The organism is Streptomyces apricus, from assembly GCF_008369065.1.
GTDB classification, from domain to species: Bacteria; Actinomycetota; Actinomycetes; order Streptomycetales; family Streptomycetaceae; genus Streptomyces; species Streptomyces apricus.
Map to the genome: position 1 here is coordinate 159,650 of NZ_VDFC01000015.1, position 13,589 is coordinate 173,238.

Sequence of the window (13,589 nt, forward strand, 5' to 3'; positions counted from 1 at the left end):
CCCCTAGGTACCTAGGGGCGCGGGGAACTGCGCAGGAGCGCGCAGCGCGACAGGGGGGTCTGGGGGCGCAGCCCCCAGGGACGGCCGCGCGGTCGGATCAGAGGCCACGAGCACCGCCGGGTCGACCGCGACGCGGCCTGGGGCGTGTGTTGGTCGGGAGAGCGTGTTCTAACAGTCGTCTCAGCTTCGCTTGGTACCAATTCGGCATTGGACGAGCGAGGCGAATCGTGTGCAGGAGGCGTTGATGGTCGTCGATGTGACGCCGTCAGGGAAAGCGCCGCCCGCGGGTCGCACGCCGGTAAAGGGTCGCACTGAAGCATCTCGCAGACGGATGCCGTGCGGATACCGCACCCACAAACAGCTGAAGAGAGACTGACATGAAGCGTATGGGACGTCGCGGCTTTCTGGCCGCTTCCACGGCACTCGGCGCCGGTGCCGGCCTGTCCGCCTATGCCGCTGTTTCGGCAGCGGACGAGGACAGGACTCCGGGCAAGGATCCGGACAAGACCGCGGACATTGCCTTGCGGGACCGGGACCTTCCTTTCATCGGCACGGAGGAGACCTTCTCGACCCCCACGTTGCTGAAGCTGAACTCCATCAATCAGGACCACATAGCGTTCCTGGAGGAAATCGGTCTTTCGGATCTGGGCAAACGCCGCATCGGTGACATGGACGCGGGGGGACTCGACGTCCAGATCCTTTCCGCCCATACGCCCTCCGTGCAAAACGTCCCTGGGCAGCGGGGCATCGACCTCGCCCATCGCCTCAACCGGCAACTCGTGGACGGGCCGATCGCCAAGTATCCGGGCCGCTTCAAGGCCTTCGCCACCCTGCCCCTGCAGAGCCCGGAGGCGGCGGCGGACGAACTGGAACGCTCGGTCCGGGAGGATGGCTTCCTGGGTGCGCTGACCAACGGGCACATCACGAAGAAGTATCTCGATCATCCCGACTTCGAGCCCGTGCTGGAACGTGCCGTTGCTCTCGATGTGCCGATCTACCTGCATCCCGGCTATCCGGCCGACGAGGTCTTCAAGATCTACTACAGCACCACACGGTCCGAGTACACGAAAGAGTTCCAGGACTACATTTTCAGCGGGTCCGGATACGGCTGGCACCAGGAGGTGTTGACCCAGTGCGTTCGGATGATCACCTACGGGGTCTTCGACAGGTTCCCCAAGCTGAAAATCATCATCGGTCACATGGGTGAAGGTCTTCCCTTCTACTACGAGCGGATCGTCAATGACATGGGCGAGCCGACCGAGGACTCGCTCGAAAAGCCTGTCGGACAGTACTTCAAGGACAACTTCTGGATCACGACCAGCGCATTCCCCCAGACCGAACTGCTCCATCTCCTGCTGAAGTACATAAGCGTGGATCGAGTGATGTTCGCAACCGACTACCCGTTCGCGAACATAAAGGAGCAGACCGACTGGTTCCGCGGAGTCGATCTGCCGCGCGAGGACAAGGAGAAGATTGCGTTCCGGAATGCGGAGAAACTGTTCGGAATGAAAGTGCCCGTGAAGTGACAGCCGGCGTCCGGGCAGGTGGCGGTGGATGCCGAGGTGTGCCGGCACCGTGGCGGGGGCGAGGAGCTCAGGCCCCCGTCGCGGAGAGCGCGGGCGAGGCCGCCCTGTCGTAGCGCGTGAGCACCACCTGGACCACCTCCGGCGCCGGGCCCAGGACGTCCGCCAGGACGTCCGCCCCGGCGGCGCCCCGCGCGATCCGGTCCGGCAGGAAGCCGGGCGCCAGGACGTACGGCGCGACAGCCACCCGCGCACACCCCGCCGCGCGCAGCGCCTCCACCGCCTCCTCCGTCCGGGGCAGCGCCGCCGAGGCGAACGCGGGCCGCACGGCGCGCCAGCCGGCCCGCCGCCACTCCCGCACGATCCCCTCGATCACCGCGAGCGCCTCCGGGTCCGTGGACCCCGCCGACGCCAGCACGACCCCGGTCGAGGACCTGTCGGCGGGGGACACCCCCGCCTCGTACAGGCGGCGTTCGAGCGCGGCCGTCAACAGCGGCGAGGGGCCGAGCACCTCGGCCTGCCGGATCCGCAGCCGCGCGGGCGCCGCGTCCAGCACCGCCGGGATGTCGGACTTCGCGTGGAAGGCCCGGGTCAGGAGCAGGGGGAGCGCCACCACGTCCCGTACGCCCTCCGCCGCCAGCGACTCCAGCACCCCCGCCACCGACGGGACGTCGAAGTCCAGGAAGCCGGTCTCCACGCGCACCCCGGGCCGCCGCGCCCGCACCCGGCGCACCAGGGCGTGCACGGTCGCGGCATGGCGCGGATCGCGGCTGCCGTGGGCGACGACGAGGAGGACCGGGCGCGGCACGGGCGTCAGCTCTTCACGAGGAGACCGCGGCTGCGCAGGACCCACCGCTCCAGCGGGCTGAAGATCAGCAGGTCGATGGCGATGCCGACGATCAGGATGAGGAGGATGGCGAGGAACACCATGGGCATGCTGTTGGCCGTACGGCCGTTCTCCAGCAGCTGGCCGAGGCCGATGCCCAGGTCGGGCGAGGACGCGATGATCTCGGCGGCCATCAGGGAACGCCACGAGAACGCCCAGCCCTGCTTGAGCCCCGCGAGGTAGCCGGGCAGCGCGGCCGGGACCACGATGTGCCAGGTGCCCCGCAGCCCCGTCGCGCCCAGGGTCCGGCCCGCCCGCAGGAACAGCGGCGGCACCTGGTCGACACCGGAGACCAGCCCGTTGGCGATCGAGGGGACCGCGCCGAGCAGGATGACGGCGTACATCATCGAGTCGTTGAGCCCCAGCCACAGGACGGCCGGCGGCACCCACGCCACCGACGGCAGCGACTGGAGGCCGGACAGGATCGGGCCGATCGCCGCGCGGACGAACTTCACCCGCGCGACCAGCAGGCCGAGCGGCGTGCCGATCACGAGGGCCATCAGGAAGCCCAGCAGGCCGCGCGAGACGCTGGTCCAGATGTATTCGAGGAGGGTGCCCTGGAGCCAGGCCTCCTGGACCTCGTCCCAGACCGCGGACGGCGCCGGCAGCTTGTAGCTGTCGGTGACCTCCGCCCACACCAGGACCTGCCAGACCACCAGGACCAGCGCCACGGCGACGACCGGCGGGAAGACCTTCTCCATGAAGGTCCTGCGGAACGGGGTGCGCCGGGTCTGCGCCGTCGTCTCCAGCGCGTCGAGGCCCGCTTCGAGTCCGGCGAGGTCGCCCCCGCCGTCCTTGCCCGCGGGAGCGCCGCCGTCCTCCTTGACGAGGCTCGTCTCAGTGCTGGCCATGGCGGCGGATCTCCCCACGCAGTTGTTCGGTGATCTCGACGGACAGCTCCGCGACCTCGGTGTCCTCGATCCGGCGCGGCTGCGGGATGCCGACCGTCCACTCCCGCGCGATGCGCCCCGGGCGCGAGGACAGCAGCACCACGCGCTCGGCGAGCCGCACCGCCTCGCGCACGTTGTGCGTCACGAACAGCACCGACAGGTTCGTCTCGCGCCAGATCCGGGTCAGCTCGTCGTGCAGCACGTCCCGGGTGATGGCGTCCAGGGCCGCGAACGGCTCGTCCATCAGCAGCAGCCGGCTGTCCTGGGCGAGCGCGCGCGCCAGCGCGACGCGCTGGCGCATGCCGCCGGACAGCTCGTGCACCCGCTTGCCGTACGCGCCCTTCAGGCGGACGAGCTCCAGGAGCTCCTCCGCCCTGCCGCGGCGCTCGGCCTTGGGCAGGCCCCGCAGGCGCAGGGCCAGTTCGATGTTCTTGCCCGCGGTCAGCCACGGGAAGAGGGCGTGCTCCTGGAACATCAGGGCCGGGCGGCCGTCGGTGCTGATGCCGCCCGCGGACGGCTCGTCCAGCCCGGCGACCAGGTTCAGCAGCGTCGACTTGCCGCACCCGGAGGCTCCCAGGAGGGTGACGAACTCTCCCGGCCGGACATCGAGCGTGATGTCGTCCAGGACGAGCTGCTGCCCGGCGGGGCCGGCGAAGGACTTCGAGACGTGCTCGATCCGGGCGGCGTACTCCACCGACGTACCGGAGCCGGCGTCGGCGCTTTTGGCGAGGGCGGTTGCCATGGTCGTCACCTCCTGGGAACTCATGGACGTACGGGGCTACTTGACGCCGAGGCCGGCGTCGTCGACCGCTTGCGCGCCCTCGGCCTTCAGGACCTTGTTCAGCGTCGTGAGGTCGTAGATGCCGTCGAGCCTCGGCTTCTCCAGCAGACCGGCCTTCACCGCGTGCTCGGCCTCGGCGTCGAGGGTCGAGGCCAGCGGGTCGTCGGTGAACTGGATCGACTTCCACGCCGGGTCGATGACCTCGGCGGGCAGCTCCTTGCCGGACAGCTCCTTGAGCTTGGTGTTGGCGGCGGCCTTCGCCTCGTCCGGGTTGGCGTTGATCCACTTGTTGGTCTTCACCGAGCCGCGCAGCACGGCCTCGACGACGTCCGGGTGCGCCTTCAGGAACTTCTGCGACACGATGATGTTCGTGATCACGAACTTCTTGTCCGGCCACAGGTCGGCCTCGTCGAGCAGCACCTTCGCGCCCTCGGCGACCAGCTTGGACGCGGTCGGCTCCGGCACCCACGCGCCGTCCACGGAGCCCGACTTGTAGGCGTCCGGGGTGATCTTGTTGTCCGTGCGGACCACGGAGACGTCGCCCTTGCCGCTCTGGGCGTCCACCTTCCAGCCCTGCTCGGCTATCCAGTTGAGGAACGCCACGTCCTGCGTGTTGCCCAGCTGCGGGGTGGCGATCTTCTTGCCCTTGACGTCCTTCAGGGACGTGATCTTCTTCGGGTTCACGACGAGCTTCACGCCGCCGGAGGCCGAACCGCCGATGATCCGCAGGCCCTTGCCGTCGGTCGTGGTGTAGCCGTTGATGGCGGGGGAGGGGCCGATCCAGCCGATGTCGATCGACCCGGAGTTCAGCGCCTCGATCTCGGAGGGACCCGCGTTGAACTGGGAGTACGAGGCCTTCGTGCCCCCGAGCTCCTTCTGCAGCAGCCCCTCCTGGTCACCCACGAGCGCGGTGGCGTGGGTGAGGTTCGGGAAGTAGCCGATCCGTACGGTGTCGGCGGAGAGCTTCTCGCCCTTCGCGGCGACCTTCGAGGTGTCCTCGTCCTCGGAGTCGGAACCGTAGCCGCACGCGGCGAGGGTCAGGAGGGGGAGAGCGGCGGCCACGGCGAGGCCGCGGCGGAGCAGTGCGGAGCTTTTGGCAGGCACGGGAGGGGTGTCCTCTCGTCGGCCCGGCGGTCACGGTTCTTCAGGTCGTGGCCGGGAGGTCGGCAGGTCTTCGTCGTATCCGCGACGGCGGGCGGGGGGACGGGGCGCGCAGGCAGTGCGCGTACGTCAGCACGCACATCGCGCCACTCCGCCCTGCCCGCTGCCGAGGGCGCCGCTGCCGACGCGGCCGCCCTCCTTCGCGAACGTGGAGTAGAAGTCGGTGGGAGTCATGTCAGAAGTCCCACCCGTCGTCGTCCGCCTCGGCCTTCACCGGCTCCGGCGAGGCGAAGGACTCGCCGACCATGCCCGCGGTGAGCGTGGTGCCGTCGGCGGGGTCGATGAGGATGAACGAGCCGGTGCGCCGGGAGTCGGCGTAGGAGTCCACCGGCAGCGGCTCGGCGGTGCGGATCTTCACGCGGCCGATGTCGTTGGCGACCAGGTGGCCCGGGTGCGGGTGCAGGGACAGGTCGTCCAGGGTCAGCCGCGAGGGGATGTCCTTGACGAGCGCCTTGACCGTGCGGGTGCCGTGCTTGAGCAGCACGCGGTGGCCGACGGTCAGCGGCGCGTCGGCCACGTGGCAGACGGTCGCCTCGATGTCCTGCGTGGTCGCGGGCGCGTCCTGGGTAGGCACGATCAGGTCGCCGCGCGAGACGTCGATGTCGTCCTCCAGGAGAACTGTCACCGACTGCGTCGTCCAGGCCACGTCGACCGGCTCGCCCAGCAGGTCGATGGAGGCGATCCGCGAGGTGCGGCCCGAGGGCAGCACGGTGACCTGCTCGCCGACCCGGAACGCGCCGGCCGCGATCTGGCCCGCGTACCCGCGGTAGTCCGGGTGCTCGGCGGTCTGCGGGCGGATCACGTACTGCACGGGCAGGCGCGCGTGGCAGGTCGCCAGGTCGTGGCTGACCGGCAGGGTCTCCAGGTGCTCCAGGAAGGTGGGCCCGCCGTACCAGTCCATGTTCGCGGAAGGGTCCACCACGTTGTCCCCGGCGAGCGCGGAGATCGGGATCGCGGTGATCTCCGGGACGCCCAGCTCGGAGGCGTACGCCGTGAACTCCTCGGCGATGGCGGCGAAGACGGGCTCCCGGTAGTCGACCAGGTCCATCTTGTTGACGGCGAGCACGACGTGCGGGACGCGCAGCAGCGCGGCGATCGCGGCGTGCCGGCGGGTCTGCTCGACGACGCCGTTGCGCGCGTCGACCAGGACCACCGTCAGCTCGGCGGTGGAGGCGCCGGTGACCATGTTGCGCGTGTACTGCACGTGCCCCGGGGTGTCGGCGAGGATGAACCGCCGCCGGGCCGTGGCGAAGTAGCGGTAGGCCACGTCGATGGTGATGCCCTGTTCGCGTTCGGCGCGCAGGCCGTCGGTGAGCAGGGCGAGGTCGGGGGTCTCCTGGCCGCGGTTGCGGGAGGCGTGCTCGACGGCCTCCAGCTGGTCGGTGAGGACCGACTTGGAGTCGTGCAGCAGGCGTCCCACGAGGGTGGACTTGCCGTCGTCGACGGAACCGGCGGTCGCGAACCGCAGCAGCGTCGTCGCGGACAGCTCCTCGACCGACAGCGGCTCGGTGCGCCCGGAGGGCTCGGTGGTGCTCGTCATGGCTAGAAGTACCCCTCGCGCTTGCGGTCTTCCATCGCGGCCTCGGACATCTTGTCGTCGGCGCGGGTGGCGCCCCGCTCGGTGAGCCGGGAGGCGGCGATCTCGGCGATCACCGCGTCCAGGGTGGTGGCGTCGGAGTCCACGGCACCCGTGCAGGACATGTCGCCGACCGTGCGGTAGCGCACCAGCCGGGTCTCGGTGTCCTCGCCGTCCTTGGGGCCGCCCCACTCGCCCGCGGTCAGCCACATGCCGGCCCGCCGGAAGACCTCGCGCTCGTGGGCGAAGTAGATCTCCGGCAGCTCGATGCCCTCGCGGGCGATGTACTGCCACACGTCCAGCTCGGTCCAGTTGGAGAGCGGGAAGACGCGCACGTGCTCGCCGGGGGCGTGCCGTCCGTTGTAGAGGTTCCACAGCTCGGGGCGCTGGCGGCGCGGGTCCCACTGGGAGAACTCGTCGCGCAGCGAGAACACCCGCTCCTTGGCGCGGGCCTTCTCCTCGTCGCGGCGCCCGCCGCCGAAGACCGCGTCGAACCGCTCCGCCTGGATCTTCTCCGTCAGCGGCAGGGTCTGCAGCGGGTTGCGCGTCCCGTCGGGGCGCTCGCGCAGGACGCCGCGGTCGATGTAGTCCTGCACCGAGGCCACGTGCAGGCGCAGGCCGTGCCGCTCGACCGTGCGGTCGCGGTACTCCAGGACCTCGGGGAAGTTGTGGCCGGTGTCCACGTGCAGCAGCGAGAACGGCACCGCGGCGGGTGCGAACGCCTTCAGCGCCAGGTGCAGCATGACGATGGAGTCCTTGCCGCCGGAGAAGAGGATCACCGGCCGCTCGAACTCGCCCGCCACCTCGCGGAAGATGTGCACCGCCTCGGACTCCAGGGCGTCCAGGTGCGAGAGCGCGTACGGACTGCCGGTCTCCTCGGAGACGTCGGCGACGGTCGTCATGCGAGACCCCTCTCGGCGAGCAGCGCGTACAGCGCCGCCGCGGACTCCTGTACGGACTGGGTGTGCGACTCGATGCGCAGGTCCGGCGACTCGGGCTCCTCGTACGGGTCGTCGACCCCGGTGAGCCCGGAGATCTCGCCCGCCGCCTGCTTGGCGTACAGGCCCTTCACGTCCCGCTCGCTGCACACCTCGACCGGGGTGGCGACGTGCACCTCCAGGTACGCGGTGCCGCCGGCCTGGTGGCGCTTGCGCACCGCCTCGCGGCTGTCGGCGTACGGGGCGATGACCGGCACCAGCGTCTTGACGCCGTTGCGGGAGAGCAGGTCGGCGAGGAAGCCGATGCGCTGGACGTTGGTGTGCCGGTCCTCGCGGCTGAAGCCGAGGCCCGCCGTCAGGAACGTACGGATCTCGTCGCCGTCGAGCACCTCGACGCGGTGGCCCTCCTCGCGCAGCCGTCCGGCCAGCTCGTACGCGATGGTGGTCTTGCCGGCGCTCGGCAGACCCGTGAGCCAGATGGTGGCTCCGGTCACGTGGTTCTCCTGGTTCATCGGGGTCGCTGCCATGGTCAGCCGTGCAGTCCGCACTCGGTCTTCGCGCTGCCCGCCCAGCGGCCGGCGCGGGCGTCCTCGCCCTCCAGCACGCGGCGGGTGCAGGGGGCGCAGCCGACGGACGGGTAGCCGTCCATGAGCAGCGGGTTGGTGAGGACGCCGTGTTCGCTCACGTACGCGTCCACGTCGTCCTGCGTCCAGCGGGCGATCGGCGAGACCTTGACCTTGCGGCGCTTCGCGTCCCAGCCGACGACCGGGGTGTTCGCGCGGGTGGGGGACTCGTCGCGGCGCAGGCCCGTGGCCCAGGCGCGGTACGCGGTCAGGCCCTGCTCCAGCGGGGCGACCTTCCGCAGCGCGCAGCACAGGTCGGGGTTGCGGTCGTGCAGTTTCGGCCCGTACTCGGCGTCCTGCTCGGCCACGGTCTGCCGCGGGGTGAGCGTGATGACGTTGACGTCCATCACGGCCTCGACGGCGTCCCGGGTGCCGATGGTCTCGGGGAAGTGGTAGCCGGTGTCGAGGAACACGACGTCCACGCCGGGCAGGGCGCGGGACGCGAGGTGGGCGACCACCGCGTCCTCCATCGAGGAGGTCACGCAGAACCGCCGGCCGAACGTGTCCGCGGCCCACTGCAGGATCTCCTGGGCGGACGCGTCCTCCAGGTCGCGGCCCGCCTGCTCGGCGAGCTCCTTGAGCTGTGCGTCGGTGTCGGTGTCCGTGTCGGTACCGGTCCGAACGGTCGTCATATCTCGTCCCCTCCACCGTCGTTGCGCCGAACCCCGCGGGCCAGCAGCCCGAGGAACTTCAGCTGGAAGGCTCGATTGCACGCCGCGCATTCCCACGCGCCGTGCCCCTGCTCGCCCGGACGCAGATCCTCGTCACCGCAGTAGGGACAGTAGAAGGGCGCCGCCCGCTCACTCATGCCAGCGACCTCCTCTTTTTACGGGCTCGGTTCGCCTCCGGGGCGCTGAAGCCTCCGTCGACGGTCGCCCGTGCTCGACCACTCGTTCCTCGCGGCCTCCGCGCGCGCACCCTTTCGACGGAGGCGCGCCCCTTCGGCTCACTCGCCCGGCTCATGTCAGCGACTCCTCGGAGGCGCGGGTCGCCCAGGCCGCGAAGCGCTCGCCGTCCTCGCGCTCCTCCTCGAAGCGCTTCAGGACCCGCTCGATGTAGTCGGGCAGTTCCTCCGACGTGACCTTCAGGCCGCGGACCTTGCGGCCGAAGCCGGCCGCGAGTCCGAGCGCGCCGCCCAGGTGCACCTGGTAGCCCTCGACCTGCTCGCCCTTCGCGTCGAGCACCAGCTGACCCTTGAGACCGATGTCCGCGACCTGGATACGGGCGCAGGCGTTCGGGCAGCCGTTGAGGTTGATGGTGATCGGCTCGTCGAACTCGGGGATGCGGCGCTCCAGTTCGTCGATGAGCGCGGCGCCGCGCGCCTTGGTCTCGACGATGGCGAGCTTGCAGTACTCGATGCCGGTGCAGGCCATCGTGCCGCGCCGGAACGGGGAGGGCCGGGCGGTCAGGTCCAGCGCCTCCAGCGCCGCCACCAGCGACTCGACCTGCGGCTCCGCGACGTCGAGCACGATCATCTTCTGCTCGACGGTGGTGCGGACCCGGCCCGAGCCGTGCGCCTCGGCGAGTTCGGCGATCTTCGTGAGCGTGGTGCCGTCGACGCGGCCCACGCGCGGCGCGAACCCCACGTAGAAGCGGCCGTCCTTCTGCCGGTGCACCCCGACGTGGTCGCGCCACCGCTGCACGGGCTGGGCCGGCGCGGGCCCGTCGACGAGCTCGCGCTTGAGGTACTCGTCCTGGAGGATCTGCCGGAACTTCTCCGGCCCCCAGTCGGCGACCAGGAACTTCAGGCGGGCCCGGGTGCGCAGCCGCCGGTAGCCGTAGTCGCGGAAGATGCCGATGACGCCCGCCCAGACGTCGGGCACCTCGTCGAGCGGGACCCAGGCGCCCAGCCGTACGCCGATCTTCGGGTTGGTGGACAGCCCGCCGCCGACCCACAGGTCGAAACCGGGGCCGTGCTCGGGGTGCTCGACCCCGACGAAGGCGACGTCGTTGATCTCGTGGGCCACGTCCAGGAGCGGCGAGCCGGAGATCGCCGTCTTGAACTTGCGGGGCAGGTTGGAGAACTCCTTGCTGCCGATGTACCTGCGGTGGATCTCGTCGATGGCCGTGGTGCCGTCGATGATCTCGTCCTCGGCGATGCCCGCGACGGGCGAGCCGATGATGACGCGGGGCGTGTCGCCGCAGGCCTCGGTCGTGGACAGCCCGACGGCCTCCAGCCGGTTCCAGATCTCCGGCACGTCCTCGATGCGGATCCAGTGCAGCTGGATGTTCTGCCGGTCCGTGACGTCGGCGGTGCCGCGCGCGAACTCCTGCGAGACCTCGCCGATGACGCGCAGCTGCTCGGTGGTGAGGCGCCCGCCGTCGATCCGCACCCGCAGCATGAAGTACTTGTCGTCCAGCTCCTCCGGCTCCAGGACCGCGGTCTTGCCGCCGTCGATCCCGGGCTTGCGCTGGGTGTAGAGGCCCCACCAGCGCATCCGGCCGCGCAGGTCGTTGGGATCGATCGAGTCGAAGCCCCGCTTGGAGTAGATCGTCTCAATGCGTGTCCGCACGTTGAGACCGTCGTCGTCCTTCTTGAACTGCTCGTTGCCGTTGAGGGGGGTGAAGTGACCCACGGCCCACTGACCCTCGCCGCGGTGACGGCTCACCTTGCGGCGGGGCGCGGCGGCAGCGGGTTGCTGTGGGGTGTCGGTCATGGTTCTACGTCCTTCGGGACCGGCGGATAACGGCTTCGACCTGCGCATACGAAAACATACGAGCACGTACGGGCGCAGGCGCGCCCACGTGCGCGTCGTCGCGCAGGGCGTGGCGGGGAATGTCGGCGGTGCTGGGCGCGGGGTCACGTGCCCCTGACGCGGTGGATCAGCGGGCCGGACAGATGGCGCTGGACATGCGGCCGAGGTCGACGTGGCGCCGACTCACCAAGGCAATTCCAGTTCCGGACATGACGGAAGCGTGTCACGGCGATCTGGACACAGTCCAGCTTCATCCATGATGTGGACACGCTTGTCCCGTTCCGTGAGACAGGGGTGCTGTCCGTCACAGCGCGCGGCCCGGACCGCGTCCGCTCCGTGTCCGGGCCGCGTCCCGGCAGGTCAGCCCGCCTGTGCCCCCGGCCAGGGCCCCGGCGTGGCCACCTCGGGCTCCTCCTTCACCTCGGTGTCGAAGAGCCGGAAGCCGCGGCGCAGGTAGTTGTCCATCGCGTGCTCCCCGTCCTTGCTGCACGTATGCAACCAGACGCGCCGTGTCGGGGCCCGTCCGGGCCAGCGCAGGGCCAGGTCCCAGGCCCGCGCGGCCCCGTACGAGAGGAGGTGCCCGCCGATGCGCCGGCCGCGGAAGGCGGGGATCAGCCCGAAGTAGACGATCTCCACGACCCCGTCGTCCTCCGCCGCCAGCTGCACGTACCCGGCAGGGGTCCCGCGGTCGTACGCCACCCAGGTCTCGGTGCCGGGGCGCTCCAGCTCCTCGCGCCACTGCGCGTACGTCCAGCCGAGCCGGTCCGTCCAGCGGATGTCGCCCCCGACGGAGGCGTAGAGGAAGCGGCTGAACTCGGGGGAGGGCACCTCGGCGCGGACGATCCGGACGTCGCCGTCGGGGGCGGCGGCGGGCAGCAGGTCGGCCGGGGAGGTCTGCTCCAGGGACCAGGTGGTCACGGTGATGCTCATGCGCCTCAGCGAACCACGCGGGCGGCCCCCGCTCCACGCCGGGGCCGCCTCCGCGCGGAGGTCACCTAGTCATCGCCACCTGCACCGCACCGCCGGGACGGTCACTGCACCGCGTCGTCGACCGCCGACAGCGGGACCGCGTACAGCACCCGCTCCGGGATCGCGGGCGGCTTCCACTCGTTGTCCTCGTTCGCCGCCCACTCGGTGAGCGTCCACAGCTCGCCGGTCTCCTGCCAGTACGACAGCGACTCGGTGTGCTGCCCCCAGCAGGCGTACGAGGTGCCGCCGGACCCGCACTGCGCGGCCTTCGCGGCGCTCTCGTCCTGCCGCCACAGGGTGCCGTGCCGGTCGCGGCTGCCCGGCGCGTAGCCGGTGTACCAGTGGGCCTTCTCCGCCCCGTCCGGCCGGTGCGACAGGACGCCCTGCAGCCCGACGGCCTCCGTCTCGTACGCCTCGTCCGCGTCGGCGAGGCCCCCCGGCCCGGTGTCGAGCAGGCCGGTGCGGTCGCTCGCGGTGCTGTAGTGGTAGCGCCAGACGCGGGCCGGTTCGGTGCCGCCCGAGCTGAACCACTCGTTCGCGACGAGGCTGTCCGGGGTCGAGGTGCGGTCCAGGGAGACCGAGGCGAAACAGGGGCGCCCGTCGTTCGTCCGCGCGTCGCAGGCCCCGCCGGTGAGGCTGTACGAGCCCATGGCCGGCAGGACGTACTGGTAGCCGCGCGCCGACCAGCCGCCGTCGACCCTGCCGACGGCGTCGCTGTTCACGTCGGCCCGCAGGATGCGGTTCATGTCGAAGACGAACAGGGCGTTGTGGTGGTCGGCGCCGTTCTTCGCGGTGACGATCAGCTTGTCCTGGTACCAGACCATGCCGCCGATGTGCGAGCGCACGGCGCCGAAGTCCTTGCCGCCGGACAGCGGGGCGACCAGCAGGACCCAGCGGTACTTGAGGTTCTTCGGGTCGTTCGCGTCGATGAAGGCGACCCGGGCCAGCCCCTTGTCGGCCGCGGGCTCGTCCGCCTTGTGGTCGTTGTGGGTCCAGCCGGCCAGGATGACCCGGTCGGGGCCCCACCTGCCGTCGTTGTCGGCGTCGCCCGAGGTGGTCACGGACTGCGGCAGCCACTTCTGCGTGGTGGCGTCCCCGCTGTCCCAGCAGTAGGCGCGGGAGGCGGCCGGCTCCACCGGCAGGGCGGCCGACTCGGTGGCGGCGCACTGCGCCTTGCCGCGCATCGGGTGGTTGGCGCTCTTGAGGACGTCGTGCACACCGACGGCGCCGCCCATGCCGCTCTGCAGGGTGTCCAGCGTCGACCCGGCGACCAGGTTCTCGCGCAGCTGGAGCTTGTTCGTCTCGGCGGCCGAGGTGAGGGGCTTCAGGGGGCCGGGGTTGTCGCTGCCGGCGGCCTGCGAGGTGGTGATGATGGTCGCGGCGGCGGTGAGGCCGAGGGCGGCTGCGGACAGGGCGCCCCGCAGGACACGCCCCTTCTTCCGGCGGCGGTGTCTGCCTCGGTACGTCATGCGTCCTCCCGTCGGCGGCCAACTGCCTCCTTCGATCCGACGGTTGGGCCGGAGGAGACGGATGTGGGGGGCCGTGA

Annotated in this window: 14 protein-coding genes; 1 reads left to right on the forward strand and 13 read right to left on the reverse strand. The window is 70.7% G+C overall.

Features of this window, described 5'->3' with window-relative positions; all coding sequences use genetic code 11:
* Positions 1 to 377 precede the first annotated feature (377 nt).
* Complete coding sequence (locus FGF04_RS05730; protein WP_188113974.1) at positions 378 to 1,526, forward strand: amidohydrolase family protein; 1,149 nt, start codon at positions 378 to 380, stop codon at positions 1,524 to 1,526.
* A gap of 67 nt (positions 1,527 to 1,593) precedes the next feature.
* Here the strand turns inward: FGF04_RS05730 and FGF04_RS05735 are convergent, their stop codons facing one another.
* The 13 genes from FGF04_RS05735 to FGF04_RS05795 form a co-directional block, all read right to left on the reverse strand.
* A complete protein-coding gene (locus tag FGF04_RS05735; RefSeq protein ID WP_188113975.1) occupies positions 1,594 to 2,331 on the reverse strand; it encodes a sirohydrochlorin chelatase in 738 nt (245 codons plus the stop codon).
* A 5-nt stretch (positions 2,332 to 2,336) separates the two neighbouring features.
* Positions 2,337 to 3,260, reverse strand: a complete 924-nt coding sequence (locus FGF04_RS05740; protein WP_149510126.1) for an ABC transporter permease — start codon at positions 3,258 to 3,260, stop codon at positions 2,337 to 2,339.
* Positions 3,247 to 4,041 carry an ABC transporter ATP-binding protein gene (locus tag FGF04_RS05745; protein WP_149510127.1) on the reverse strand — a complete coding sequence of 265 codons (795 nt, stop codon included), beginning with the start codon at positions 4,039 to 4,041 and terminating at the stop codon, positions 3,247 to 3,249. The genes FGF04_RS05740 and FGF04_RS05745 overlap by 14 nt, the downstream gene beginning before the upstream one ends.
* A gap of 36 nt (positions 4,042 to 4,077) precedes the next feature.
* Complete coding sequence (locus FGF04_RS05750; protein ID WP_149510128.1) at positions 4,078 to 5,184, reverse strand: aliphatic sulfonate ABC transporter substrate-binding protein; 1,107 nt, start codon at positions 5,182 to 5,184, stop codon at positions 4,078 to 4,080.
* Positions 5,185 to 5,416: 232 nt separating this feature from the next.
* Entirely contained in the window at positions 5,417 to 6,781 is a 1,365-nt protein-coding gene (locus FGF04_RS05760) for a sulfate adenylyltransferase subunit 1 (protein WP_149510130.1), read from the reverse strand.
* Between the two features lie 2 nt (positions 6,782 to 6,783).
* Positions 6,784 to 7,719 carry a sulfate adenylyltransferase subunit CysD gene (cysD, locus tag FGF04_RS05765; protein WP_149510131.1) on the reverse strand — a complete coding sequence of 312 codons (936 nt, stop codon included), beginning with the start codon at positions 7,717 to 7,719 and terminating at the stop codon, positions 6,784 to 6,786.
* Positions 7,716 to 8,282 carry an adenylyl-sulfate kinase gene (cysC, locus tag FGF04_RS05770; protein ID WP_235882199.1) on the reverse strand — a complete coding sequence of 189 codons (567 nt, stop codon included), beginning with the start codon at positions 8,280 to 8,282 and terminating at the stop codon, positions 7,716 to 7,718. Before cysC ends, cysD begins: the two co-directional genes overlap by 4 nt.
* Before the next feature lie 2 nt (positions 8,283 to 8,284).
* Positions 8,285 to 9,010 carry a phosphoadenylyl-sulfate reductase gene (locus FGF04_RS05775; RefSeq protein ID WP_149510132.1) on the reverse strand — a complete coding sequence of 242 codons (726 nt, stop codon included), beginning with the start codon at positions 9,008 to 9,010 and terminating at the stop codon, positions 8,285 to 8,287.
* Entirely contained in the window at positions 9,007 to 9,186 is a 180-nt protein-coding gene (locus tag FGF04_RS05780) for a hypothetical protein (protein WP_149510133.1), read from the reverse strand. Before FGF04_RS05780 ends, FGF04_RS05775 begins: the two co-directional genes overlap by 4 nt.
* A 151-nt stretch (positions 9,187 to 9,337) precedes the next feature.
* On the reverse strand, positions 9,338 to 11,035 hold the full coding sequence (locus FGF04_RS05785) for a nitrite/sulfite reductase (protein ID WP_149510134.1): 1,698 nt from the start codon (positions 11,033 to 11,035) through the stop codon (positions 9,338 to 9,340).
* 166 nt (positions 11,036 to 11,201) lie between these two features.
* Positions 11,202 to 11,285 carry a putative leader peptide gene (locus FGF04_RS41815; RefSeq protein WP_310591794.1) on the reverse strand — a complete coding sequence of 28 codons (84 nt, stop codon included), beginning with the start codon at positions 11,283 to 11,285 and terminating at the stop codon, positions 11,202 to 11,204.
* Between the two features lie 149 nt (positions 11,286 to 11,434).
* A complete protein-coding gene (locus tag FGF04_RS05790; protein WP_149510135.1) occupies positions 11,435 to 12,004 on the reverse strand; it encodes a GNAT family N-acetyltransferase in 570 nt (189 codons plus the stop codon).
* Between the two features lie 101 nt (positions 12,005 to 12,105).
* Entirely contained in the window at positions 12,106 to 13,512 is a 1,407-nt protein-coding gene (locus FGF04_RS05795; RefSeq protein WP_149510136.1) for a hypothetical protein, read from the reverse strand.
* Positions 13,513 to 13,589 lie beyond the last annotated feature (77 nt).